This is a genomic window from Candidatus Arthromitus sp. SFB-mouse-Japan (assembly GCF_000270205.1).
Classification (GTDB): Bacteria; Bacillota; Clostridia; order Clostridiales; family Clostridiaceae; genus Dwaynesavagella.
This window is the reverse complement of the sequence record NC_015913.1, coordinates 1,069,553-1,096,405: the sequence shown is the minus strand read 5'-3', so window position 1 is coordinate 1,096,405 and position 26,853 is coordinate 1,069,553. Positions and strand designations below refer to the sequence as shown.

17 protein-coding genes are annotated in these 26,853 nt (G+C 29.5%); 12 read left to right on the top strand and 5 right to left on the bottom strand.

What is annotated here, in order from left to right; translation table 11 throughout:
- Positions 1–33 precede the first annotated feature (33 nt).
- The 11 genes from SFBM_RS05310 (at position 34) to sigF (ending at position 19,401) form a co-directional block, all read left to right on the top strand.
- The gene (locus SFBM_RS05310; RefSeq protein ID WP_014017992.1) at positions 34–3,288 is read left to right on the top strand and encodes a DUF4214 domain-containing protein; all 3,255 of its coding nucleotides are present in this window, start codon (positions 34–36) and stop codon (positions 3,286–3,288) included.
- A gap of 53 nt (positions 3,289–3,341) precedes the next feature.
- On the top strand, positions 3,342–6,629 hold the full coding sequence (locus tag SFBM_RS05305) for a DUF4214 domain-containing protein (RefSeq protein WP_014017991.1): 3,288 nt from the start codon (positions 3,342–3,344) through the stop codon (positions 6,627–6,629).
- A gap of 65 nt (positions 6,630–6,694) precedes the next feature.
- Entirely contained in the window at positions 6,695–10,036 is a 3,342-nt protein-coding gene (locus SFBM_RS05300) for a DUF4214 domain-containing protein (RefSeq protein WP_014017990.1), read from the top strand.
- A 140-nt stretch (positions 10,037–10,176) separates the two neighbouring features.
- Entirely contained in the window at positions 10,177–10,434 is a 258-nt protein-coding gene (locus SFBM_RS05295; RefSeq protein WP_005805787.1) for a hypothetical protein, read from the top strand.
- Positions 10,435–10,609: 175 nt separating this feature from the next.
- Positions 10,610–14,083 carry a DUF4214 domain-containing protein gene (locus tag SFBM_RS05290; RefSeq protein WP_014017989.1) on the top strand — a complete coding sequence of 1,158 codons (3,474 nt, stop codon included), beginning with the start codon at positions 10,610–10,612 and terminating at the stop codon, positions 14,081–14,083.
- A 103-nt stretch (positions 14,084–14,186) separates the two neighbouring features.
- On the top strand, positions 14,187–15,929 hold the full coding sequence (locus tag SFBM_RS05285) for an ABC transporter substrate-binding protein (RefSeq protein WP_005805790.1): 1,743 nt from the start codon (positions 14,187–14,189) through the stop codon (positions 15,927–15,929).
- A 22-nt stretch (positions 15,930–15,951) separates the two neighbouring features.
- The gene (locus SFBM_RS05280; protein WP_014017988.1) at positions 15,952–16,893 is read left to right on the top strand and encodes a M28 family metallopeptidase; all 942 of its coding nucleotides are present in this window, start codon (positions 15,952–15,954) and stop codon (positions 16,891–16,893) included.
- Between the two features lie 122 nt (positions 16,894–17,015).
- Entirely contained in the window at positions 17,016–17,678 is a 663-nt protein-coding gene (locus tag SFBM_RS05275; RefSeq protein WP_005805794.1) for a hypothetical protein, read from the top strand.
- Between the two features lie 147 nt (positions 17,679–17,825).
- Positions 17,826–18,170 carry an anti-sigma F factor antagonist gene (gene spoIIAA, locus SFBM_RS05270; protein WP_005805795.1) on the top strand — a complete coding sequence of 115 codons (345 nt, stop codon included), beginning with the start codon at positions 17,826–17,828 and terminating at the stop codon, positions 18,168–18,170.
- Positions 18,171–18,180: 10 nt separating this feature from the next.
- The gene (gene spoIIAB, locus SFBM_RS05265) at positions 18,181–18,627 is read left to right on the top strand and encodes an anti-sigma F factor (protein WP_014017986.1); all 447 of its coding nucleotides are present in this window, start codon (positions 18,181–18,183) and stop codon (positions 18,625–18,627) included.
- Positions 18,628–18,639: 12 nt separating this feature from the next.
- Entirely contained in the window at positions 18,640–19,401 is a 762-nt protein-coding gene (gene sigF / locus SFBM_RS05260) for an RNA polymerase sporulation sigma factor SigF (RefSeq protein WP_005805799.1), read from the top strand.
- Between the two features lie 101 nt (positions 19,402–19,502).
- Here sigF and SFBM_RS05255 read toward each other — a convergent pair whose 3' ends face one another.
- A complete protein-coding gene (locus tag SFBM_RS05255; protein WP_005805801.1) occupies positions 19,503–20,894 on the bottom strand; it encodes a cation:dicarboxylate symporter family transporter in 1,392 nt (463 codons plus the stop codon).
- A gap of 189 nt (positions 20,895–21,083) precedes the next feature.
- Complete coding sequence (locus tag SFBM_RS05250) at positions 21,084–22,694, bottom strand: alkyl sulfatase C-terminal domain-containing protein (protein WP_007445197.1); 1,611 nt, start codon at positions 22,692–22,694, stop codon at positions 21,084–21,086.
- 161 nt (positions 22,695–22,855) lie between these two features.
- Between SFBM_RS05250 and SFBM_RS05245 the strand changes: the two genes are divergently transcribed.
- Positions 22,856–23,851 (top strand): linear amide C-N hydrolase, encoded by a 996-nt coding sequence (locus SFBM_RS05245; RefSeq protein ID WP_014017985.1) that lies wholly within the window; start codon positions 22,856–22,858, stop codon positions 23,849–23,851.
- Positions 23,852–23,893: 42 nt separating this feature from the next.
- Here SFBM_RS05245 and SFBM_RS05240 read toward each other — a convergent pair whose 3' ends face one another.
- The 3 genes from SFBM_RS05240 to SFBM_RS05230 form a co-directional block, all read right to left on the bottom strand.
- Positions 23,894–25,189: a PTS sugar transporter subunit IIC gene (locus tag SFBM_RS05240; RefSeq protein WP_005805805.1), complete on the bottom strand. Its 1,296-nt coding sequence runs from the start codon at positions 25,187–25,189 to the stop codon at positions 23,894–23,896.
- A gap of 21 nt (positions 25,190–25,210) precedes the next feature.
- A complete protein-coding gene (locus tag SFBM_RS05235) occupies positions 25,211–26,257 on the bottom strand; it encodes a globin domain-containing protein (RefSeq protein WP_007439837.1) in 1,047 nt (348 codons plus the stop codon).
- A 153-nt stretch (positions 26,258–26,410) separates the two neighbouring features.
- A complete protein-coding gene (locus tag SFBM_RS05230) occupies positions 26,411–26,845 on the bottom strand; it encodes a globin domain-containing protein (protein ID WP_007439838.1) in 435 nt (144 codons plus the stop codon).
- Positions 26,846–26,853: the final 8 nt, after the last annotated feature.

Sequence of the window (26,853 nt, the reverse complement as noted above, 5' to 3'; positions counted from 1 at the left end):
CTATTTTAAAAATTTAGGAGGTTTAAGAAGGTTATGAATAGAAAAAAAATTACACTTCTATTAACTGGATTAGCGATCGCCTCAAGTATATTTACAGGATGTGCATCATCAGGTAACAAAACTCAAGATAACAATAAAGTTTCTCAATATGATGAGAATGGATTGCAGAGAGCAACAGAGAGAATTGTAACAGAGTTTAAAGAAGAAGCGCAATATCCATACAATTCTAATAATCAATATCAATCTGGAGGATATCCAGATGTTGCTTATGCTGATGATATAACGGGAATGGATACAGTTAATGAGTTTGATAATGGAACTGATAATGGATTTAATAACTCAGTAGATGAGAATTTAAATAGATATTCTAGAGATATAACATCTGATGAGTCAATAAATGAAAATGGAACGGGAAATAATTTGATTTCATCAGAGGATGTGTCAGGAAAAGATAATATAAATGAATTCCAAAACAATGCGTCTATCATGGAGCCATTGAATGGTTTTGGAAGATTACCAGATAGAACAAATGGAAGTGATTTATCAGATGGGTCAACAAATTCAAGTAGACAAGATGTGTCTGGGATAAATGGAGTTGATAGCAATCTAAATACAACTGAAAATCCAAATATATCTAATAATTCTGACACAACTAAAAATGATATGGATGTAAATAATAATACTCAGAATGGAATGACTCCAAATACAAATATGAGTTCAGATATTAATGGACAAGTCATGGATACTCCACAAACAATACAAGAGGGTAGAAATACTCAAAGTACTGTAGCTGGTAATATAGTACCTGTAAGAAGTATTGGTGGTGTAGAATTAACCGGTGCTCAAGGAAGTAAAAAACCACAAGGAACTATTAGATTTAGTTTCAAGTTAACAGGAGATGTACTTTCTACACAAGTTACCAATGGCAGTACTCAAAGTACTTTAGCTGATTTAATACAAAAGGCTTATGAAGAAACTTTACAAGATGCGAATACAAACTTTGAAGGAGCTGCACAAAATACTACAGCAAGAGAAGCTTTACAAAAAGGATTAGCTGAGATATTTAATCCAACAGATACTGGTAATAATTTTACATTTCAGGACAGTAAGGGTCAAATAATTAACATACCATATACAGCTGCTAATATTTGTCCTGATAAGAATAAAAATTCACAGTATGTAAGAAGAATAATTGACATTGATGGTATGTACAGAGATGGTGGAAAAAGATCAGTAAGAGCTACTTCACAAGATATTCCAATTACACTTATTATGAGATTTCAAAGTGCAGATGGACAAGGTAATGATGAGTTAGCTACAAATACAAGTTATACATTTGTAGGTTTAACTGGTAGCACAGTTAAGAATAATGAGTTACCAATAAAAGATGATAAAGTTCTTACAGGATTAAGAATTCCTCAAGCAACAACAGCTAAAGCTCCTTCTACTATACAAATAATGAAAGACAGTTCAACTAGTGCTATATATGAAAATCTTAGTAATGGTTCAGCAGGAACTGTAACTACTGGAACGGTATATGTAACAAAACTTAATAAGAAAAATTATCTAAACGTAGAAGATTTCGATTTAAATAGTCCTGATAAAGTAGAGGCTAGGGGTACAACTATAAGATTTAAAGGGATTAAGTTTGTTGATTCTGATGATAGTATAGTTAAGATTGAAATGAAAGATTCAGAGGGCAAAACTTATCCTGGAACATTAATTCAAGTAGATCCTGATAACAAAAAAGCTGGTAAATATTTGCAAATTAGTGGATTAAGAACTGATAGTAGTTACATCTTTACAGAAATTGATATAACTACAAATACTGAAGGTAAGGATCAATTAAACGTACTTCAATTGATGAAAAAAGATACTGCGGGGGCTACAGTTAATACTACAGCAATTAAAACAACTAACTTTAGTGAGCCAAAGTTAGAGTTAGGAGCAGATGGACCAAAACAAACTGTTACACTTCCTGGTGGATTAAAGGTACAAGCTGTTAAGAATGATGCAACTTCTCTTAGATATGTTTTAAAAGTTGATAATTCCGAAGATAATATTGGGGAGTTAAGAGTAACGAGTTTAAGACCTGGAGAAGAGTCTAAGATTCAAAAGATTGTAGATAAGAAAAGTAAAACTAATTATTATGTAGTAACTTTAAGTAGTCTATCTCCAGGAACAGATTATAATTTTGTTAATTTAGAATTAGATTATAAAGATTATGATGGAAAAGATGGGGTTCTTAGAACAACATTAGCTCAAATTAATACTAAGAGAGATGATAAAACAGTTGATAACGTAACAGAGAATACTCCTATTACAGGACAAGGCACTTTTACAGTAGATATTGAAACAAATCATAAAGCTGATTATGCAAGGAGTACGCGAGTTCCATTATTCATTGATGATATGAATGGAAGATTTGTTAGGATGAATTACATTCCATTAGAATCAAATTTAGATGTTAAAGTTGAGTATGATGGTTCTTATGTAAATGTAACAGGTTTAACTCCAAATTCAAGCACTACTATTACTTTAGAATTTGTTTATAAAACTGATGCTGGTATAGAGAAAAGTATGAGAAAGTATGTAACTATAAAGACACCAGTTACAGGAGATTTAGATATTAAATCAGATACAGTGATTATTAAGGAAAATGAGGCTATAGTTAAACTTGAGTATTATTCAACACCAAAATCTCCTATTAAATCTATATCAATTGAGGATTCAACAGGTAAAAAATATACTTCTAATTGGGATTCATCAACAAATTCAATTTTTATACAAGGATTGGATGCAAATACGGAGTTTAAAGGATTGATTGCTAAGTTTACTTTAGAAAATACAGAAGTTATAGAGTATCCATTAACTTCATTTAAAACTGGTACAGTTACTCCAAAACCAACAGGTGATGTTGCGAACTTTGTATCAAGAGTCTATACAATAGCACTTGGACGTCAGCCAGAGGCTGAAGGATGGAATTTCTGGGTTAATAAATTAACGTCTAAAGAGCTTTCAGCTACAGAGTTTATAGCTGAAAATTTAATGACTCAACCAGAGTTTATTGAAAGAGAGTTAAATAAACAACAATTCGTTACAACTATGTACTCATTGATAGTTAATAGAACTCCAGATGAAGATGGACAAAGTTATTGGGAGAAAAAATATAACGAATACAGAGAACAAACAAGTTCAGTTGCAACCTTGAGAATTAAAATAGCAAGAGAAATGATGAATGAGAAGGAGTTCAAGGAGTTAGTAACTTCATTAGGATTAAAATATTAATTTAGATAAAATTACGAAGGTTATTTTATAAATTAGGAGGTTTTAAGAAGGTTATGAATAGAAAAAAAATTACACTTCTATTAACTGGATTAGTTGTTGCCTCAAGTATGTTAACAGGATGCACATCAAATAATAAGAGTGCAGATAATGGTGCAAATGTAGCACAAGGAGAGGATGCATTTAGAAGAGCAACAGATAGAACTGTTACAGAATATACAGGAGATGGATATGGAGTAAATAACCCATATACAGATAATACAGCGCCAGATTATAATCCTGGAAATTATCCAAATGTTACCTATGGTGATGAAATTACAGATGGAGCATTAATGGATGATCAAAATATTTTTAGTGGTGACACAAATGTATATGACAATGGAATTCAAAATGGTGAAACAACAAATGATATAAAAATGGGTGCAAGGTCAAATGATACAAATTTATTTGATCAAATGGGAACAGATTATGAAATGACACCATATGAAATGTCTCCATCTGATGAAATAATATCAAATGATAATATTAATTCATTTAGTAACGGTAATACTATGACAGGATTTGGGGGAGCTGTTGTAGAAGATGATATTTCTTCATTGACTGATACAAATGATTTAACAGGTTCAAATTCTTCACAAGGTACAGATATAGTAGATAATTCAGGCATTTCACAAGGTACAGGTGTAGTAGATAATTCAGGACAAGGGAATATTATATCTCCAAATAATGGAGTTAGCGAAGGAACAACACCATCAACTAGTGGAGTAACTATTAATAATAATGCTCAAAATGATCCAAATCTTCCACAGTCTAATTCACAATCTGCTATTTCTCCACAAGCTAGCACAGAAAGAACAACGATAGGAGAATTCGTACCATTAAAGAGTGTTGGATCAAGCGAAGTAATAGGTACAGGTGATGATGGTAATATTCAAGGTGTTATTTATTTGAGCTTTAAGTTATCAGGAGAAGTATTAAATAAAGAAAATCTAAGTGGATTAATTTCAGGTGCCTTTGATGAAGCAATTAAAGATTCTAACAGTGGATGGTCAGGAGAAGGTACAACAACAGCTAGAGAAGCTTTGCAAGCTGCTCTTAAAAAAGTGATTTGTGATAATAATACAGGAAAAACGTTAATGTTTAGAGATCCAAAAGGTACCCTTGTAAATGTTCCAATTAGCGATATATTCCCAGATAAAACTAGTAACAAGGATTATGTAAGAGGTATTATAGATTTAAACAGTATGAGGACTACAGGAAGAACTATGAGAACTGCAAGATCTACGGATTCTAAAGATGTTGTATTAAGAATGATGATAAGAAATAGTTCTGCATCAAATAATGATAACTCAATATTAAAAACCAACACTGACTATACATTTGTTGGTATAGGTGGAACTAACAGTGATGGAAATAATATTAAGGTAGATGCAAATGATAATCAATTCATATCAGGCTTTACAGTACCAGAATGTAGAACGGGTAAATCACCTTCAATTTTAACAGCTCAGAAGGAAGATAAAACTACAAGTGTTATATATCAGACTTCATCAGGTACTGATAAGGGTACTTTAAAAGATAAATATATAACAACGATGATTAAACCAGGAATTTATTTAAACATGACAGATTATCACGAAAATGTTAAAGAAGGAATAGTAGCTAGTGGAACATCAATTAAATATAAAAATATAGTTTTAAACGATCCAGATAGTACTATTGTGAAAATTGAAATGCAGGATGCTAGAGGTACAAAATATACGTGTAGTCTAGTTCCAGTTGATCTTTCAAATAAAGATAATGGATATTATGTTCAAGTAAATAACCTTGAGAGGGATATGTCATACACGTTTACAAAATTGCTTGTAACTTCAAACACTGGGGTAAAAGATAAAACGGTTACAATCGATTTAGCTAACGTGGATGCTAGTAATAATGTTACAGCTAACCAATTATCTGTTAGAACAACTCAAGTTTCTGAGCCAAAAATAGAATTAGGTTCTGCAAAGGTAACTGAAGATGTTACTTTACCTAATGGATTAAAAGTAAAACCAGTTAAGAATGATTCTACAGCACTTAGATATATAGTTAAAGTTGATAATAATGAAGGAAATATTGGAGATTTACAAGTACTTTCTTTAACTTCAAATGAGAAAGCAGATGTTAAAAAGATTGAAGATAGTAAGACAAAAACTAACTATTATATAGTAACTTTAACAGGTCTTACACCTAATACTGATTATAGTCATGTGATTTTTGAGCTTGGTTATAAGGATGCAAGTGGTAATGATAAAACTACAAGACAATCTATAGGAAATATTTATAAGACTGATGATAAAAATCCAACAATGGATAATAGAACAGAGAAGGAAGCTTTAACAGGATTAAATGATGTTAACGTAATAATGAATGATGAGTTTAAGAGTGAATATGCAAGAAAAGCAAGAGTTCCAGTTTTTGTTGATGATATTTATGGAAGAGTATCTGGTATGACTTTTAAACCTGTAACAAATAATTCAGATGTTAAAGTTGAGTATAAGGATTCTTATTTAGATGTTACAGGATTAAAACCTAATGCAACTACAACAATAACTTTAGAATTTAATTACAAAGATGCAAGTGGTAATGATAAAGTATTAACAAAATATTTAAAAGTTATGACTCCAGCTGTGCCAGAAGTAGATATTAAGAGCGATACAGCAACTGTTAAAGGAAATGAAGTGACTATAAAACTTGAGTATTATGAAAATCCAAAATCACCTATTAAGGCAATAGAAATTAAAGATAAAAACTCTAAGGTAATAAGAAGTTCTTGGGATAAAACAACTAATACTATAACATTGTATAATCTTGAATCAAACAAAGAGTATAGTGAGCTTGTAGTAACATTTACTCTCGAAAATAAATTGACAAGTAAATATGAGTTGACTCCATTTACAACTAGCGAAGAAATTATTAAACCAACTGGAGCAGTTGCAGATTTTGTTGCAAGAGTTTATACAATAGCTCTTGGACGTGAGCCAGAAGTTGAAGGATGGAATTTTTGGATTGGAAAATTAACATCAAAAGAGATTTCAGCTACAGAATTTATTGCAGAAAACTTAATGACTCAACCAGAATTTGTGGATAGGGAGTTAAGTAAATCGAGGTTTGTTACGACAATGTATTCATTAATAGTTAATAGGGAGCCAGATAGTGATGGCCAAAACTATTGGGAAAGAAAATATGATGAATACAAGGATCAAGTTAAGTCTATAGCTGAGTTAAGAATTAAAATTGCAAAAGAAATGATGGATCAACCAGAGTTTAAAGAGTTAGTGACTAAACTTCAATTGATATATTAATCATTTCAAAAAAGAAAGATGGCTTATCTAGCCATCTTTTTTTTTAAAAACAGGGAGGGTTTGAAATGAATAAGAGAAAAGTTAGTTTTATGTTAATTACGATGTTTGTTACATCAAGTATTTTTTCAGGATGCTTTGTGCCTTATAGTACACAATATAATAGGGAAGTTGCAACAGCTTTGAATTACGCAAGAGCTGAGGTAAGTCAAGATAGTGATTCATTGTACGCATATTTAAATACTACGATTACTCGAGAATCTAGTGAAGAAAGTGAGAATCCTGACGATACAGAACAAGTAGAGGGAACTATACCACCAAGTGATGATAGTTCAGGAGATGGTTCTGAAGGTGGTGAAGGTGAAGATTCAGAGGGACCATCAGTGGATGAAGGGGGTTCAAGTAAACCTCCATCAAACGATGAAGTTGCAATACCGCCAACAATTGAAGGAGATACAACACCACCAACTGGTAGTGATGGAGATACTTCTCAAACACCACCAGAAAGTGGAGGAGATCAACAACCTTCAGAGCCAACAGTAACAAATCAAAGTCAAGTTCAGATTGTAAAAAGTACAGGAAGTTCTGAGCTAGTTGGAGCGGGAGAATCATATACACCTTATGGAACAATAGAGTTGAGTTTGAAATTATCAGGAAAAATATTAGAGTCAAAGATTGATATACCAGTAACTCCAGAACAACCAGATGATGGAACTGGTGGAGGTGATATAGATAATGGAGAAGATGAGAACAAGCCTTCAGAGGGAGGTACTGATGATGGTTCAGGAGATTCATCAGGAGAAGATAGTGATAAACCGAGTAATGGAGATGGAGAACAAAAACCACCAACAGAAGATGGTGGTAATAAACCAGATGAGGGAGAAGGAATTCCAGATAATGGTGTAAATGGGACTCCAGATGTTGGTGAAGAAGAAAAACCAGAAGTTGATGGAGGAAGTACAGATCAACCCAGTGATGATGAAGTTAATATGGAAGGATCATCAAGCTTACCACCATCACAAGAATCACCGAGTGAATCAACAAAACCTCCAACAGACTCTGAGGATAGTGACATTACAGATGATGTAGAAGATACTGAAGAAGAGCCTTTAACTTATGGAGTTAAAAATTTTGAAACTGGAACTCTTGGAGATTTAATTAAGAGAGCATATCAAGAGGCAAAAGGTGACCGTAGTTCTGAAACTGTAACAGAGAGAAAGAAACTTCGTGATGCCCTTTCTAAGATATTAGATGATATGAATGCACAATTATCATTTGAAAGTACACATGGTGTGAAGAAGATTAAAATGAGTTCAGATTTTGTACCTAATACTGATGATTATATAAAAAGCATCATTGATCTAGGTAATACGAAATTAGATAATGGAATTGATCCAAGTAATATTGCTTTGAGAATTGTAGTTAGAAATGAAAATGTTGGTGATAAACTTCTAACTAATACAGTTTATAGTCTTGGTGCTCTAGAGGAGTCACAAACAAATCGAGATATAACTGTCGGCGATGATGTTAAGTTGACTTTAACTGGATTAAGTAATTGTAAAACAGGTAAAGCACCAGCATTGTTTATATCTAAAAATGCAGCGAAACCTAATTTATATGAAACAAATTCTCAAAACTTACAAGGTACATCAAAAAATGATATGTATGTTACACAATTTAAAAATGGTGTTTATTTGGATATGGGATCATATGGGACAAGTGAATCAGATATTTCTATCGCAGAAAATTCTATTAAATTTAAAAATATAACTTTCCGTGATCCTGATAGGAGTATATCAAGGGTTGAAATTCAGGATGATCGAGGTTATAGATATAGTTGTAGTTTAATTTCAGAATATACAGATACTTTTTCGATTGAAGTTAATGGTCTTGAAAGCGATACGTCTTATATTTTTACAAAATTATTTATTACATCAAATACGGATGGAAGAATGACAAGCCAAGAATTGGATTTGGGTTGTTATGATAATGGAAGTGTGAAACAGAATTATATACCTATAAGGACTATTAAGCAACCTGAACCAAAAATTCAATTGGCAGCTACAAATTCTTCGACAGTTAAACTTCCAAATGGTATTGAAATGAATACCGTTAAAAATTCTGATACAGCTCTAAGATATGTTTTTAAAGTTGATAATAAGCAAGGAAATATTTTAGATCTTAAAGTTATAAGTCTTACGGGTTCGGAATCATATCAAGTTGAGAAGATAGTAGATAGGGTTCAGAAACAAAACTACTATATAGTAACTTTAAACAATTTAGAGAAGAATAAAGATTATGGATTTGTAATTTTGGAATTAAATTATTTAGATGATAGTGGTAACGTTCAAACTTCTAGGAAGAGTTTATCTACATTAAATTCGACAAAAGGTGAAAATACAAAATATGACAACATGACTGAGGCCGAGTCTTTACCGATTGAAGAGGCCGTGCAGATTTCATTGAGTGATAGTTTTACATCATCATATGCAAGAGTGGCAAGAGTTCCGATTTTAATTGATGACCTAGAAAATAGAGTAACTTCAATTGATGTTGAAAATCCTGTAGATAATCCAAATGCTAGAGTAAGTTATGATAACTTTATATTGGAATTTAGCGATTTGAAACCAGAAACGAGTGGGATGTTTACTATAATATTTAATTGCGAAGATAATGGTGTTTCTAGAGAAACAAAACAGATAAAAAAATATGTTCAGTTGAGTACTACAGAAACACCAGATTATGATATTAAGTCCACGGATATTGAGGTTGTAGACCTAACTAAAGTAAATATTAAATTAAACATTTATAACAATCCAAAATCGGAGGTGAAGTCAGTTACAGTTCTTGATGATTTAAACAATGCTCTTAAGGCAACATGGGATAAAGATATAAGCACTATAAAATTAGAAGGACTTAAACCAGACTACACCTACACAAATGTTATTATAAGATTAATTTTAGAAAATGGCAAGAGTGTTGAATATCCACTTGGAACTTTTAAGACAGTTATTGATGAGAATAGACCAAAAGGTGATGTGGCTGAATTTGTGAGGAGAGTTTATAAGATTGCACTTGGACGTGAACCAGAAAATGAAGGATGGAATTTTTGGATAGAGAAATTACAAAGTAAAGAACTTAGTGCTACAGAATTTATAGCTGAGAATTTAATGACTCAACCAGAATTTGTTGATAGAGAGCTAACTAAATCTAAGTTTGTTTCAACGATGTATACTTTAATAGTAGATAGGGAGTCAGAAGAGGAAGGTCAAAAATACTGGGAAAGTAAATATGTCGAATACAGGGACCAGGTTTCAACTATTGAGCAACTTAGAATTAAGATTGCAAGAGAAATGATGGATCAACCAGAATTTAAAGAGTTAGTAACTAGAATAGGACTTAGGTATTAAAATTTTTGGAATAAATTGTTATAACAGATAATATTATATTAAAGTAGATGAACTTGAATTCACCAATTATCCAGAAAAGCCCCTTATACCGAGTTCATCTACTATTTTGAAATAATAATAGCTGTGGAGAATGTGTAGACATGGGAGTAAGCAATCTATTTAACACTCAAGTAATAACATCTACAACGCTAGCTACTAGCCTTGTAATAACTTTTTATACTGATAATCTTGATGGAACTGTGAGAAAATTTACAAGAACAATTGCAGACATAAAGTCAGGATTGACAAATGATATTTTGAGTGCAGCAGCGAGAGCTGTAGCAGAACTAGTTGATCACACAAGATATGATGTTAAGCTTGTTACTACTAACTTAATAGAAGATGGTGTAACAGATTAATATAGGTAGATTATTTAATAGCAGTTATTTTGTATAAAGAGAACTCATTATTATGAGTTCTTTATTTTTTTAATTTATTTTTATGAAATAAAGTTCATTAAATTTGTCATAAAACATTAAAATGGTAACTAATAATGATATTGAATCAATTAATTTTAAAGGAATCAAAAAATTCATGAAAGACCAAAATGATAATAACTCATTAAATTTCAATGAAATTTATAATAAAATTATGGAGCAAGCTAATAGTGGGATTAGTAAAAATACAGCTGAAAGCGTAGATGAGGTAGAAAAATTAGAACATATGGAGACGGTCGTGAGTGAAAATGAACAACCATTACAAGATTTTCAGGAATCCACTAAAGAAGAGGAAACAATATTAGTGGAGGAAGGAGATGTTGTTCAAATGGAATTTGAAAAGAAAGAAGATTCTGAACAAATTATTGAAAATGACGAAACAAACAGTCAAGAAAATGCACTACAAAGTGAAAATAACAGTGAGGACAATACAAACGATTCACAAGATCAAACGGATGCTCAAGAGAATGGAGTTACCGTGTCCGGATCAGGAGAATATAATCAAGGAAACACGGAAGTAGAACAGATGGATGGAGTCCAAGATAGTATCATTCCAGATTTAAGTATTGATCAAGTAGTTTCGAATGATAGTTCAGAAATTATAAGTGATTTACAAGATGAATCCAAAATTAATCAAGAAATAATAGATAATTTAGATAATATGTCTGTTTATGGTGCGACAAGAGCAGTAGAAGATACAAGAATTCCAAGTAATGTAACTAAGCCAACAGGAACGATTTCGCAGTTTAAGAGTACAATTGGAGGAGTAGATTTAATAATATCTACTGCAGAGACTACAGTTGAGAGTGGAATGTATACTTTCCAAGGTAAGGCTAAGTCAAATTTCGTATTGACTGGAAAAATTTTGGATGTTATTGCAACAGTATCATTAGTTTCATCTTTTAATTTAAACGATGTTGTATTTATGGATTCTAGTATTTCTAGTATTTCTAGTACACCGACAACTGTAACAGCTAGTTTAAGAGACTTTATGATCAAAGCTGCAAATGAGATGATTGATGATATTAATGGAGTTAGAACTCCAGCTGGGATGACATCGCCTAGTGCTCCTGCAGGAATACCTAATATAACAAACAGAGCTCATTTGGCATTAGCTTTAAGAAAAGTATTTCAGTCTAATGATGTTGATTATGATCGTGATACGTTACCATTAATATTTGGTTTTAAAGATATTGATGATATTTCTCCTAAACAAGTTTCAGTAATTTATGATGGAGAAACTATATTTCCAACAAGCATGGATTATTTAAGAAGTATCATAGCAGAAGATTCATTAATCAATAATTCTGTGACTAGTAATGTTAAAGCATCTAATTTGAATTTGAATGCTGATGGAATGGCTATAAAATTTGATATAAAGAATGGATCTGATTTTCAACCATACGAATTTTTGAAGACTAACACAAATTACCAGTTTATTGCGTTAAACAAGAATATTACTTTTTATCCTGATCTTAATAATCTATCAGTTGTTAACTATCTTGAAGGATTCGGCATGACAAACTTCAAGACTGGTAAACAATTACCACTTTTTGAAACTTATTTAGTATCATCATCAAATTCATCACTTGAAGTTTCAAATATGATATATACATTACCTAATAGTAATGTAGGTTCAAAAATGAATATTGATTTTAATTCTATAGATGATACAACTTATTTGGATTATGAACAAATGATATCAACTACAGCTTCAAATATAGCCTTGAGAACTAATGGTAATAGCATAAGATTTAATACTTTCAAGATATTTGATAAAGATAGTACAATAACAAAGATGGAAGTAGAAGATGATAGACTTAACAAATATTCAGCATCTGTTTCTTTAATTAATACAGATAAACCAGAAAAAGGTGGATATCTTAATATAACAGGATTACAGAGATCGACTCCATATACATTTAGAAAGTTATATGTAACAGCGAAGCCAGAAGACAAAGATATAACAAAAACTTTTTACTTTTCACAAATAATGACATCTGCTACTACTAGTGGTAGTTCAACTGTAACAACTGTAACAACTGTAAGCACGCATAATTTATCAATTAGAACTTCAAACTTTACAGAGCCTAAGCTCTATATAGAACTTGATCCAGAAAAAAAATATGTTGATATAAAACAAGGAATTTTTTCGTCAGCAGCTTCTTCCACTGATACAGTTGAAGTATTTTTTCCAAAATTAAATGTTGAACTTCCAAATAAAACAATAATACCTGCTGTTAAGAATGATAAAACATCTCTAAGATATGTAATAGAAGTTGATAATAGTGATGTAACTATTAAGAATTTAACTGTTAATGGACTTAAAGGTGAAGAGAAATACAAAGTTGAAAAAATTGAAGGGAAAGAGAAAATTTATTTTATTTTAACTTTGTATAATTTGTCAGAGAAGAGAGATTATGGATTTTTGATTCTTGAACTTAGCTATATAGACATCGATAAGAGAGAACTTATTACAAGACAAGTATTGAATGATATTAATAAAATAACTAATGTTAGTATACCTAGTGCGCCTACATCTCCAAGTGCAGTTTTTACGACTACAGGTATACACCAAGTTCCAGATGTAACGCTTGATAACCAGACAGGACCAGAGTTGAGTGTAACAGATTCATTTAATGTAACTTTATTTGAGGCCAAAACTTTAGAGGCTAGAAAAGCTGAAATACCAGTATTAATTGATGATTTAAATGAAAGATTTTTAAGAATTGACTTCCAAAAGCCAAGCAATAATCCTAATGTTGAGCTTAAGTTAGAGGGAGGACTCTTAAAATTCACAAATCTAGAGCCAAAGACTGAATCAGTATATAAACTTGATTTTATTTGGAAAGATAAGGATAATAAAGAACAAACATTATCAAAATATGCAAAAATATCCACACCTCAATCTCCATCTGTTGATGTAAAATCAACGAAAATAACTACTACTGATAAGAGTGCGGAAATTGTATTTGAATTATTCGCATCTCCAAAATCAAAAATATCTAGTGTAGCTTTGAATGATGAAAAAATTAAATTTACTTGGGATACAAATTCATTAATTTTAAGATTAAGCGACTTGAAACCAATGACGACTTACAGAGATTTAGAGATAACTTTTAAACTTGAGAATGGTTTAATAACTAGATATAAAATTGATTCTTTTACGACAAAACAAGAATTACAACCACCTACTGGAAAAGTTGCAGAATTTGTATCAAAAATTTATTCTGTTTCACTTGGACGTGATCCAGAAGTTGAGGGTTGGAAATTTTGGGTTCAAAAATTGGAATCTAAGGAATTACCAGTGACTCAATTTATTTATGGTTTGATGAAACAAGATGAATTTATAAGCAGATATCTTAGTAAAGAAGAATTCGTAAAAATGATGTATAAAATAGTTGTTGGAAGAGATCCTGAAGAAGAAGGACAGAAGTATTGGGAAGGAAAATATGATGAATATAAATTACAAGTAGAGTCATTGGCAGAATTAAGAATAAGAATAGCTAGTGAAATGATGAATGAATCAGAATTCAAACAATATATTACTTCTATGGGACTAAGATATTAATAAAAAAGGAGAGGATTTTCCTTTCCTTTTTTTATTTTTTAAATAAATTCCAATTTTACTGTAAATAATATATTTAATACAAATTGTGGAGGCATTTATATAAATGAAAAAATATATAAAACAAATTAATTTAATTTTATCTATTATGATAATTTTCTATTCACTTTCATCTTGTATAGGAAAGAAAGGGGAAAATGGAAACAAAATACAAGTTGATAACATACATAGAGGATCGGGTAAATTTGATAAGGATACTTTATATATAAGTGCTAGTAATTTTAATACTTATGTTAATAATGCTATGGCAAAGCAAGATATATTAAATGTTGGTGTGAAGTTTTTAGGCAAGTTTAATTTTAATCCATATTTCGTTGAGTCTAAATCTGATTATTATGTGATTGATGCTATCTGGGAACCTTTAATGAAGGTAGGATATGATGGTGAGTTTTATCCAAATATTTTAAAACAACTTCCTACAGTTTCGGAAGATAAGAAAACTTATTTGTTTTCATTGAAAGAGAATTTATTATGGGAAGATGGAACAAAGTTGACGACAAAAGACATTGATTTTACATATAAATTTTTAATGGATGGAGATTATAGAGGAAGTTTTGATCGAGAAACATTGAACTTAAAAAATTGGAGAGATTATAACAGTGGAACAAGTAACACAATTGAAGGAATTGAAATTATAGATGATTATAATTTTAGAGTCAATGTGGAAAATCCAAGTATTCAAACAATTGGACTTTTAAATATTTATCCTCTTTCTTACATATATTATGGTCAATATTATTATCAAGGGAAAGCAAATGATATTGTTGAAAAAAATTTAAAACCTTTTGGTAATGGAGTATTTAAATTTTTTGCTTATGAAGATGATTATTTGATTCTTAAAACTAATGATTATTATTACAAGGATAAAAGTGATATTTCAACATTAACTTTTAAAAAGGTTGATGAAAAATCGTATATAAATAATTTGATATCTGGAAATATTGATATAGCATATGATATTTTGCCAAATAATGAAAATATTGAAGAGGCATCAAATGCTCAATTTTTAAATGGATATATGTTTGATACATATGATTATGGTTCTATCGGAATAAATCATTCAAATGAATTATTGAAAGATATTTCTATCAGGAAAGCAATTAATGTATGTATAGATAAAAACCAAATTGTAAAGAATATATCGGATAAAAATTTTAATATTATAGATGCTCCAATTGATGGAGCATTTCAAAAATTTTTTTATGATAAAGATAATATGAAAAATGATTTTAACAAGAACGAAGCAGTCAGAATTTTAAATGAACATGGATGGGTTAAAAATAAATCTGGAATTTTAGAAAAAGATGGTAAGGCTCTGCAATTTAATATTTTGGTTCAGGAAAATAGTTCCATATGTCAAGATATTTTTCCGATAATAGAAAATAATCTTAAAAATATTGGAATTTCATTGATTAAAGAATATGTCAATATTAATGATTTTTCAGATGTGAGTGCAAGAAAACATAATTATGATTTGTTTTTGGTTGATGATGAGTTTACTTATGGCAGCAATTGGTACAAGAGTTTTTATACATCGGGAGTAAACAATTATTTTTCTTACTCCAATCAAAGCTTAGATGAATTATTAACGAATATAGATACAAATTTTGATATAGAAGCAAATAGAAATTTTTATCTTGAAGCTTATGAAATTCTTAGAGAAGATTTGCCAGTAATTCCATTATTTCAACGTAAAAAGTTTGATGCTTATAATGGAAGAATTTTTGGAATAAATTCGACTAATGTATTTAAAACATTTTATTATGATGAAATAATTTTGAGAAAATGATTCTCGGAAGGGGTGTGTATGATTGAAAAAATATATACAAATAGTTGTAGTTTTTATAATATTGATTTGTAATTTTGATTTACTTAATGTTATGGCAATTAATGGAGATATTGCATATAGACATTTATTGAAATTTTCATTAATAGGAAGTAGAGCATTAGTTACACAAAGTGAAATAAATTCTAGAAATTATATAGAAAAGACCCTGAAAGATTTAGGATATGAAGTAGATATTCATAAATTTGATGTTGATGGATATGAAACTGCAAACATTGAGGTAAATAAAAAAGGTCTTGATTCTTCAAAAGTTATAATTTTAGGTGCACACTATGACGGACGTATTGAAGGTAATGCATTCGATGATAATGCTTCTGGAATTGCTACGCTTTTAGAACTTTGCGAAATATTCCGAAATACACAAACCCATTATGATTTGAAATTTATATTTTTTGGAGCTGAAGAGATAAATTTATTAGGACGAGGACTTCATGGATCATATAATTATGTTGAATCATTAAGTGATTCTGATAAGGAAAAAATAAAGTATATGATTAATTTAGATACATTACTATCTGGTGATAATATGTATGTTTATAATGTTTATAAAGATGAAAAAATTGATGAAATAGACAATATATTTTTGCAAAAGCTGATAGAAGTAGCTCAAAATATGGAGATAGATATAATGATTAATCCTAGAGATGGGGAAGAGTTAAGCTTTACAAATACTAAAAGTGATTATTATCCGTTTTTTGAAGTTGGAATACCTGTTCTGTATTTTGAATCTACAAATTGGAACATTGGGGAGAATGATGGACGTACACAAACTGAAATGTTCGGAAGAATAATTCACACTCCAATGGATAACATGAATTTTTTAGAGAACTTTTTTGATGAAAGAATAAGAGAACATTTAGTAGGATATATAAGTTTAATTAAAGAATTTATATTGACTGGTATTTAAAACCTCCTGAAGGAGGTTTTTTTTGTTTTTTAGATCAAAATATATTGAAGAAAAAGTAAATAATATGTTAAAATAATAATAATTAGTTAATAATTTGGTAATAAATAAGGAGTAAAAATCAGATGAAATACTGCAATGAAAGATATTTTTTCTTATTTAATGAAGGTCATAATGCTATAGAATTATTAAATGACTTAGAGGATTCCTTTGATTATTCAAAAGTATTAAACGAATTTCGAAATACTTTCTATAAATTATTTAGCGATTTTTCGGGGAGAATTTTTGAAATCGTAAGAAGCTATATTAATCAACTAAACTTAAATGCTCACATTAGAAATAGATCTATCAATGTTGGACATATCAAAAATATTTGTAATGGGATTTTTAGTAACGATGATGTAAAAAATATTTTATTTCATATAAGTTCTATATTAAGAGGGATGACATTAAAAAATAAGTTTGATATCAATTTGTGTGTAAAGCTTGTTGACCTTTTGGAAGAAATTGATCTTTTATGTATTGTTGAAATTTATTTGTATTTATTAAATGAAGATTTAGACAGTGTTTTATCTTTTATATTAGGAAAAATAAATGATTCAGTTACATATAAGAATGACGTATCGGTACAAGCAGTAAATGAAAAATTTTTACTAGATGTTGAACACAAATTGAAACTATTCAAGAAACTTTATGAAGATGAAAATATATCTCTTGTTATGAAAAATAGTGATCATTTGATATATAAAATAAATGATATTGTTAAGATTATACAATTAACAAAGTAGTAGAAGTTTTCAGTACATAAAATTTTGTGTACTGAAATTTTTTTATTATAATATAGAAAATATTTATATTTTTATGTTGAATTTATTATTATAATATTGTAAAATTTTTACATATTCAAGATATCCCAAATTCGTTTTTTAGAAAGGATGTTTTTTTTGGAAGTTTTTTGTGAAGAACAAAATAATACCATTGTAGCTTATCTTAATGGAGAATTAGATCATCATTCGGCTGAATACATAAGGATAAAAATAGATTACTACATAGATACGTCCACTTCTAAAAATTTAGTTTTTGATTTTAAAAACGTTTCGTTTATGGATAGTTCAGGTATTGGAATAATAATCGGAAGACATAAGAAAATAACAGCTAAGAATGGACAAGTGTTTTTAATTAATTTGAATAAAACGATCAAAAAAGTTATTGAATTGTCGGGTATTAGTAAGATTGTGAAAATACATAGTGATTTGACAGAGGTTATGAATAATGCTTAGGGGGATTTGTATGCAAAATACTATGAGTTTAACTTTAAGCAGTAGATCTAGCAATGAAAGTTTTGCTAGGGTTGCTGTTGCTGCGTTTATTGCTCAATTGGACCCAACGCTCGAAGAGATTAGTGATGTTAAAACTGCAGTATCAGAAGCTGTTACTAATGCTATAATACATGGCTATAATGAAGATAAAAGTACTAATGTGATTATTAATGTTAGTATCGAAGATGAAGAAGAAAATGAAAATGACAAATACAAAGTTATAATAAGTGTTATAGACCATGGATGTGGAATTGATGATATTGTTCAGGCAAGAGAGCCTTTGTATACATCAAGACCTGATCTTGAGCGTTCAGGTATGGGATTTTCTGTGATGGAAAGCTTTATGGATGAATTATATGTGGAGAGTGGCAAGGATAAAGGAACTCATATTAGAATGGTAAAGTATATAAAAAAGTAAGGTGAGTGTATAATGGCACATGAAAATGCAGTCTCCAGTAATACTTTACGTCATTATGAAAATGATGAGCTCTTAAAGAGAGTTAAAGATGGAGATAAAAAAGCTGAAGATTTGCTCTTGGAAATTAATTTACCATTAGTTGCATCACTAAGTAAAAAATTTTTAGGTAGGGGATATGATTATGATGATATTTACCAAGTTGGAGCACTTGGACTTATTAAAGCTATTAAAAATTTTAATAGCGATTATAATGTTAAATTCTCTACTTATGCGGTTCCTATGATTTTGGGTGAAATAAAAAGGTTTTTGAGAGATGATGGAATCGTTAAAATTAGTAGAAATGTAAAAGGGATATCAAGAAAAATAATGTTTAAGCGTGATGAGCTTACAAAAGAATTGAATAGAGAACCAACGGTTTATGAATTGGCTGAATATACTAAATTAAGTGTTGATGATATAATTTTGGCTATAGATTCTTGTTCAAGTACGCAGTATTTATACGATACTGTACATCAAGACGACGGATCACCAATTCTTTTGATCGATAAAATTGAAGAAAAAGTTTCTGATGATTCAATTATTTTAAATAGGCTCGTGTTAAAAGAAATGATAAGTAAACTTGATGAAAAAAGTAGGCAAATTATAATGCTTAGATATTTTAAAGATAAGACACAAATTCAAGTAGCATCTGTACTTGGAATTAGTCAGGTACAGGTTTCTCGTATTGAAAAAAGGGTATTAGCAAAGCTAAAAGGAATTTTGAAAGAGTATTAATTTTTGAATGTTAGAAGATTTTTATATTTTCAAAGCGGGTATAGATAAAAATCTATACCCGTCATTTTTGGATTGTTTTATGTTTTATTTTTACAAAGTGTTTAATTTATTTTTAGACTCTCATTGTTAAACTTTTCTATATCTAGTTGATTTAATGATTTATCAACAATTAGTGATATGGTCATAGCACCGTTTATATTTAAAAGTGTTCTCCCCATATCTATTATAGGATCAACAGCTAATATTGGTCCAACAAGTTCAAAATATGGAGCTAATCCCGTACCAGATAAAACTGATGAGGCAACAGTATGTCCACCACCAGGGATACCTGCAATACCAAATGAGCTTATAGTTACAACTAAAACCGACATTAAATAAAATGAAAATGTCATTGGTGTAGAACTCATATTTGCTATAGTAATGATAACCATTGCACCAAACACTCCGGCACAACCAGCCTGTCCTGCTGTAGAACCAAGCCCCATAACAAAGGCGGAAGTTGAGTCAGTAGCACCCATAGAATCTGTTAAAGATTCAACGGCAACAGGTAGCGTTCCTAGGCTAGATCTTGAAGTGAATGCAAGGAACAGAGGAGCGATAGATTTTTTTAAATAGATAATCGGATTTAATCCAAATATCGATAAGGCTATCAAATGAACCACAAACATTATGGCCATTGCAACATACATAGCTACTATAAATGTCAAAACTTCTAAAATTGATTTTAAACCTCGTTGTGCAATTGAATTCGCCATTAGTGGAATAACTGCGTAAGGTATTAGACTTATTATTGACATTGCAATACTAACTATTATTTTATGAAGAGCATCAATTAAATTAACAAAAGTACTGATTTGAGTTTTATAAATTGAAGCCATCTTTTTGGTTGCAATCCCAACAAATGCAGAAAAAATTACAACAGCAATTATATTTGTATTAACCATTGCTTCAATTGGATTTTTTGGAATTAAATTTCTTAGTATATCAACGAAATTTTTAACTTCTTTTATCTTTACAGATGAAGAAACTACATTTCCTGATATTCCTAATTTGAACAATTGGGCAACTACTATACCTATAATGGATGCTATAAGAACATTTACAATAAATCCGAAAATGGTTTTTGATGTGAGGTTTTTTATATTTGATGAATTTTTAATTGAAATAATAACATGAATAATTGATATAACAATTAGAGGAATAACAATCATTCTTATCAAATCGATAAATCCATTACCAAATAGTGAATACCATTTTGTTGTTTCATTAATCCAAGTAATATCTAGTGGATTCTCAGGAGTTCTAGATACTAACTGGATTACCACACCCAATAAAATACCGATAATTGTCCCTATTATTGTTCTGATTGAAAAGCTTATATGTTTTTTCTTCAAGAATACCATGATGCCAAACAATAGTATTAATGAAACTAAAAATGTAAGCGTTAAAGGATTGCTTACCATTAAAAATCCACTCAGAAATGAATTTTCCATTGAAATAAATCACCAACCCTTTAGAAAAATTTAATATTTTTTATTACTATGTGATATTTTTTTTGTAATACTTTTTGGTTTTATGCAAAAATGTGACTGCAGGAATAGTATAAAAAATAATTAACATTACGTCAATATTAAAAAATAAAACTAAATGTAAATAAAAAAGGACTAAAATATTAATATATTTTAGTCCTTAATATTAAGTTTTAATTTTAAATATATCCATGAAATAATTATTCCTAATATAATAAATATATAAGATACATTATATAGAGGTGTTTCTAAAATCAAGGATAAAATAAATCTAATTGTAAATATAATTGACCATAATATTGTTAAATTTTTATTTATAATCTTAAATAACAGTGTTTCAGAAATTGTAGAATTGTATGAAATTTCAGAATATTCTGACATAGCTGATATTTCACATCCTGAACTCATAAAGAACATCAAAATTAGTATTATGTTAAGAAAAAAAGATGAGACTATTTCATTAAATACTACTGGATTTAATACATTAAATAGATTGTAAAATGGAAAGACAATTAATGTTAATGCTTCAAGTTTTGTAATTTTTCTAAACTTTGAGGGTTTTATAAATGTTACAAAAATTGTAGTGTATAGTATTGCAAATGTAGAAGTAATTAGTGAATTAAAAGTATCTATACCTATCCAGTAAAATAACCATGGTATTATAGCGAGTACAAACCAAATAATAGGATTGAGATTTAAATTTGTTGTTTTTAGTTGTTTGTTTTCACTATTAGTTTTAAATAATTCACGTAAAATTTTTAAATTTTTGACTTCCCCATCGCATTTAATTTTTCCATCTAATAATGCAGTTTCAATTTTTAAATCCTTAAAAATAATTTCATACCATGTTTTATAAGTTGATGTTATTGTAGTGTTTACTTCCTCATTAAATCGATGACGTAATTTTGCGGTTTTATTTTTAATTTCAAGATAAATTGGTTTTGAATTTTCAAATATAAATTTATATGATAGATTTAGATTATTTGATTGTGTAGGGTTGAAGTTGGCTACCATTACACTTAATAGGGAATTAGCTGAAATAAAATTTTTATATTTATTTTTAACTTTTGGTGGTTTAGGAGCTTTTATTTTTTGAGGTTTTTTATTTTCTTTGACAATAATTTTCTTGCATTTCTTTTCTTCTTTCTTCTTTTTTTGACGTTTGTGAACTTTCTTATCTTGTATTTCCACGTTCTTATTTTTTAAATTATCTAAGTTTGCTATTGCTGTGTTATCTATAGGGGTAGATCCATTTATTTTGACTTCAGGATTTTGAGTTTCTGTTATAGTTATGATATTTGAAGGAGTTTCAATTTTCGTTATGGTATTTGGGTGTGGTAGCAATTCTTTATTTTCTGTACTGATTTCTTCAGTTGTTGTTTTAGTAATTGAGAATGCATTAGAGTTTTTGATATCATCAGGTAAATCTTTATTGAGTAAGTTGCATAGCAACATATAATTTTTGATTTCTCCATCACATTTAACTAGATTTTCTTCTAATGCGTGTTGTAGTGATGCTTCATTTAAGCAAATTTTTTGCCAAATTGCGTGAGTTGTTTTGATTGTCGTATTTATGTGTGAAGGGATATGATCTAAAAGTTTACAAAATCCATCTTTAACTTCCAAATAAATAGGATCTTGATTATCAAATACAAGAGAATAAACTATATGTAAGTTGTTGCAATTTGTGGGGTTAAATTTAGAAATGATTCGATCTATTAATAAACTTATTGGAAATAAATTATTATTTTCTATATTTTTCATTAATTTCACTCCTGATAATTTGCAATGTAAAAAATCATTAAACATAATTATTGTTTGCAATATTTGAATTAAATACTCTAAAAAATTTTTGAGTGTTTTGGCTAATTCTTAAAATTAAGAGTATAATAAATTATTATAAAATTTGAAGGTTGGTAATCGATATGAATATTGGTTGTAGTAGTTTTTCATGGCAGACAATTGACGGGAAACATTTGCTCGGAAGAACTTATGATTATTTTGGGAATTTAGATAGTAATTCATTCGTTGTTATTCCAAGGAATTATGAGTTTAGTACACTTATTGAAACTAAGAGTATGGTGAAATCAGAATATGTAGTAACAGGAATGAATATAAACGGTCTAGATACACCATTTCTTGTTGATGGAATCAATGAACATGGACTTATGGGTGCACTTCTAAATTATCCAGGTTTTGCTTGTTATGATACAAATGATAATTATAGTGTTAGTGTTAATCCGTCATTTATAGTTACCTATATGTTGTCTACTTGTAAAACTTTAGATGAGGTAGAGAGAGAGGCTAAAGCAATAAACTTTAGTAGTGAGAAGGTATTTGGGAATGAAATAAGAGTTCATTTTATATTTTTTGATTCTACAGGTGAGGCGATAATTGTTGAACCTAATGAAGGAGGAGTTACTGTACATAGAAATACTATAGGTGTTATGACAAATAGTCCTAACTATGAATGGCATGAACAAAATATTAGGAATTATTTGGGGCAATCACCACTTGGAGTAAAACAAGATACTATATGTGGAAAAGAGTTTAAGGCTTTTGGTGTGTGGGGGTTAAGATTCCCAGGAGGATATGCTTCAACTGATCGTTTTATAAGAGTTGCTCTTACTAAAAATTTTTCTCCTAAGGGGAATGATGAGCTTGATGGAGTAACAAGAATGTTTAATATGTTTTCAACAGTTTATATGGCAGAAGGAATAGTTGGGCTTCAAACAGATAAGGGATCAGATTTTGAGTTCACACAAAGTATAGATATAATGTGCTCTGAAAGCCTGAAATATTATTTCTCTTTAACAACTAATAGAAGAATTTCTTGTATTGATCTTAAAAAAGAACTTAATAATACAAAAATTAAATATATAGAGATTCCAAAAGATCAAGATATTAGTTTCATAAATTAATTATTAAAGGTATAGCTAAAACTGCTATACCTTTAATTGTTTTTATTTAGCTTCCTTGATTAGTGTGTTTTTCTCGTAAACTTTGAAAAAGGGATAATATATGACAAGACTTACAAGAACTAAAAAGAATGAAAATATAACATTTCTAAAGTCTAATGATGATAAATAAGCTTGAGCAAAGAAAGGAGTAAATGATGGATCAACTAAATATCCAAGTCCTATTAATCCAATTTTCTGTGCAAAATATGTCATACTTACCGTTATTATTGGAGTTAATAAAAATGGTATTGCTAATATTGCATTAAATACGATTGGTCCACCAAAAATTATAGGTTCATTGATTCCGCATATTCCTGGAATAATAGAGAGTTTACCTAGGGATTTTAAATGAACAGATTTACTCCATAACATTAAAATTACAAGTCCTAATGTATTCCCAGCTCCACCAAGTACTGTGACCCTAAACATTTGTAAGTTCATTAAAAAATTTGGAGCTTGACCAGATGCAATTAAATCGGCATTTAATCCAGTATTAGTTATCCCAAGAGTGAATACGATTGGGAATATTATTGATGTACCATTAACGCCAATAATCCATAATAAATTACCAAATGTCATAATTAATAGGAATCCCCATAAATTGTCAACAACAGAAAGAGCAGGGTTTAATATAGACATTATGGCTTGAGGTATTGACATATCAAAATTTACTTTTATTATTACATTTATGCCATAGATTATTAAAATGTTTGCGAGTAGTGGGAACATTGAATTTATAAATGATGTTACTGCAGGGGGAACGCTATCTGGCATTTTAATCTGGAATCCTTTTCTTTCTATTAATCTAGTTATTTCGACTGATAAAAGACTAATAATTATGGCTACAAATAATCCATCAGATCCTAAAAATGCTGTTGATATATTTCCGTCAATTACTGTTGCAGATACCATAAAGTACACACACATTGATATAAGACCAGACATTATGCTTTTCATTTTGTATTCATTAGCCAAAGCGTATGAAATTGTGAATGCTGATGCAAGTCCTAAAAGTCCCATTGTCATATCGTATGGCGTAGTGATTAGAGAATAATTTTGTACAGCAAATGATTTCCATAAAAGAAGGAATTTTAAAAATATATTTGTAGTATTAGGATCAATTATATCAGGGTTTACCGGAGGATTCGCTATTATAAGAAACAGTGAACCAATTACAATTAAAGGTAATGTTAACATCATACCCGTTGAAACGGCTCTTAAATGACGTTGATTAGCTATTTTTGTACTTATAGGAGATAGTGCTTTATCTAATTTTTCAAACATTGAACTTGATTTCATTTTTTATAACCTCTCGTTCTATTATTCTTGCCAAGGATTGTATTTAAATGCTGATTTACAAACATTATCAGGATTATAGGTCTTTAGTATTTCTTCATAACGTTGTTTATAGTCATTGTCTATTGGAAGTTGGGGAATTACTTTACTTGCTTCGTTTAAGAAGTGGAATGAATCACGTCCCATTTTTGCACCTCTTATAGTGTGTTTATCTAAAGCAAAGTCTGGAATCTCAGGAATAAATCCCATAGCAAAACTTTTTATAACTATATTTTTAAGTAGATCACTTGAACGATCTTTCTGACAAGCACATAAATATCTTATTGCATGTATGAAAAATATTGGTCTGTCTCCGTCAGCATATGCGTAATTTTTTCTCATTTCGTTTAATGTGTTTATTAATATTGGGGCATTAACATCACCCATACCAATATCCTCAACAGTTATAGTAACAAGTCTTCTCCAAAGTTTATCTTCCATTTGTGGGGATGTGATGTACATTTCATATGCAAATTTACAAGCATCTTCAACAAGACCACGTCTTATACACTTTTGAAGTGAAGATATAACCTCATCTCCAGCAAGTCCATTTCTTGTAGTAATTCTTGCCCAAGGGTCTTGAATGAATTCATGTTCATTTTTGTATCCCGAATTATTTTTCTTATCACATAATTCTCTAGAAATTAGGTCATATATATCGGAATATGCAGTTATAAGTTCATTTGTAGCAATTTCGTTAAATGTTTTCTTAAAAGATGATAAGAAAGCTTCTTTAATAATCTGACAAGAGTCTATTTTAATATTAGAATTTATGTTCATATGTTTATTTACAAATTCTTTTATAATAGGAATAATTTTATCAATGTTGTTTACGTTTTCAAAGATGGATACAAAAAGAAACGACGTATCTTTTATTTGCTCATCATTTTTTAAGCTATTTTCTTTAAAAAGTAATTTAGCGTTATTATTATATTCAAATAAAATTTTATAGAAATTATTTGAGAATTCCATTCCTTTATTTTTAAAAATTGGAATATGGTTTTCGATAATTTTTTTAGCGTTTTGATTCATCATTATCCCCCTCAGGTTTTAGAAATATATTTAAATAAATTGTTTACTTTTACTTTGGATTTTATAACAAAAAGATTTATAATACAACTCTGATTATCTTAAAAAATATCAAAAGGAACAATAAAATAGCAGTTTATTGTTCCTTTTGAGCGTTTAAATAGTATTATATAGTTCTTTTTCTATATCTATAAATATCTTTGAAATATATTTGTAAACTTCTGAAAACGCATTAATAAGCTCATCAGTAGCCGTATCACCTAAAGTTTCTTTAATTGCTAGCAAAAGATTTTTTCCAACTATTGGATAATGTTCAGGTTTAACATTTGCTTTAACGTGAGACATGCCAATTTTTTTAACAGTTGGGAGAATTTTTTCTAAATTATCTATATTCTGAGCAACTGCAAGAAGCGAAGATGCTAGAGCTTTGGCTTGTTCCCCACTTTTCTGTCTATCATCATCAAAAAGAGATCTAACCTCTGGATTATTTGTAAACATTAAATTATAGAAATTTTCTGTTAATTCAACTCCACGGTCTCTTAATACTGGAACACAATCCTTTATTATACATTTAACTTTGTAATCTAACATCATAGACC

What these genes read in the sequence shown, in the direction of transcription:
- SFBM_RS05310 (WP_014017992.1), top strand. Translation starts at nt 34, where the DNA reads ATGAATAGAAAAAAAATTACACTTCTATTAACTGGATTAGCGATCGCC.
- SFBM_RS05305 (WP_014017991.1), top strand. Translation starts at nt 3,342, where the DNA reads ATGAATAGAAAAAAAATTACACTTCTATTAACTGGATTAGTTGTTGCC.
- SFBM_RS05300 (WP_014017990.1), top strand. Translation starts at nt 6,695, where the DNA reads ATGAATAAGAGAAAAGTTAGTTTTATGTTAATTACGATGTTTGTTACA.
- SFBM_RS05295 (WP_005805787.1), top strand. Translation starts at nt 10,177, where the DNA reads ATGGGAGTAAGCAATCTATTTAACACTCAAGTAATAACATCTACAACG.
- SFBM_RS05290 (WP_014017989.1), top strand. Translation starts at nt 10,610, where the DNA reads ATGAAAGACCAAAATGATAATAACTCATTAAATTTCAATGAAATTTAT.
- SFBM_RS05285 (WP_005805790.1), top strand. Translation starts at nt 14,187, where the DNA reads ATGAAAAAATATATAAAACAAATTAATTTAATTTTATCTATTATGATA.
- SFBM_RS05275 (WP_005805794.1), top strand. Translation starts at nt 17,016, where the DNA reads ATGAAATACTGCAATGAAAGATATTTTTTCTTATTTAATGAAGGTCAT.
- spoIIAA (WP_005805795.1), top strand. Translation starts at nt 17,826, where the DNA reads ATGTTTTTTTTGGAAGTTTTTTGTGAAGAACAAAATAATACCATTGTA.
- spoIIAB (WP_014017986.1), top strand. Translation starts at nt 18,181, where the DNA reads ATGCAAAATACTATGAGTTTAACTTTAAGCAGTAGATCTAGCAATGAA.
- sigF (WP_005805799.1), top strand. Translation starts at nt 18,640, where the DNA reads ATGGCACATGAAAATGCAGTCTCCAGTAATACTTTACGTCATTATGAA.
- SFBM_RS05255 (WP_005805801.1), bottom strand. Translation starts at nt 20,894, where the DNA reads ATGGAAAATTCATTTCTGAGTGGATTTTTAATGGTAAGCAATCCTTTA.
- SFBM_RS05250 (WP_007445197.1), bottom strand. Translation starts at nt 22,694, where the DNA reads ATGAAAAATATAGAAAATAATAATTTATTTCCAATAAGTTTATTAATA.
- SFBM_RS05245 (WP_014017985.1), top strand. Translation starts at nt 22,856, where the DNA reads ATGAATATTGGTTGTAGTAGTTTTTCATGGCAGACAATTGACGGGAAA.
- SFBM_RS05240 (WP_005805805.1), bottom strand. Translation starts at nt 25,189, where the DNA reads ATGAAATCAAGTTCAATGTTTGAAAAATTAGATAAAGCACTATCTCCT.
- SFBM_RS05235 (WP_007439837.1), bottom strand. Translation starts at nt 26,257, where the DNA reads ATGAATCAAAACGCTAAAAAAATTATCGAAAACCATATTCCAATTTTT.
- SFBM_RS05230 (WP_007439838.1), bottom strand. Translation starts at nt 26,845, where the DNA reads ATGTTAGATTACAAAGTTAAATGTATAATAAAGGATTGTGTTCCAGTA.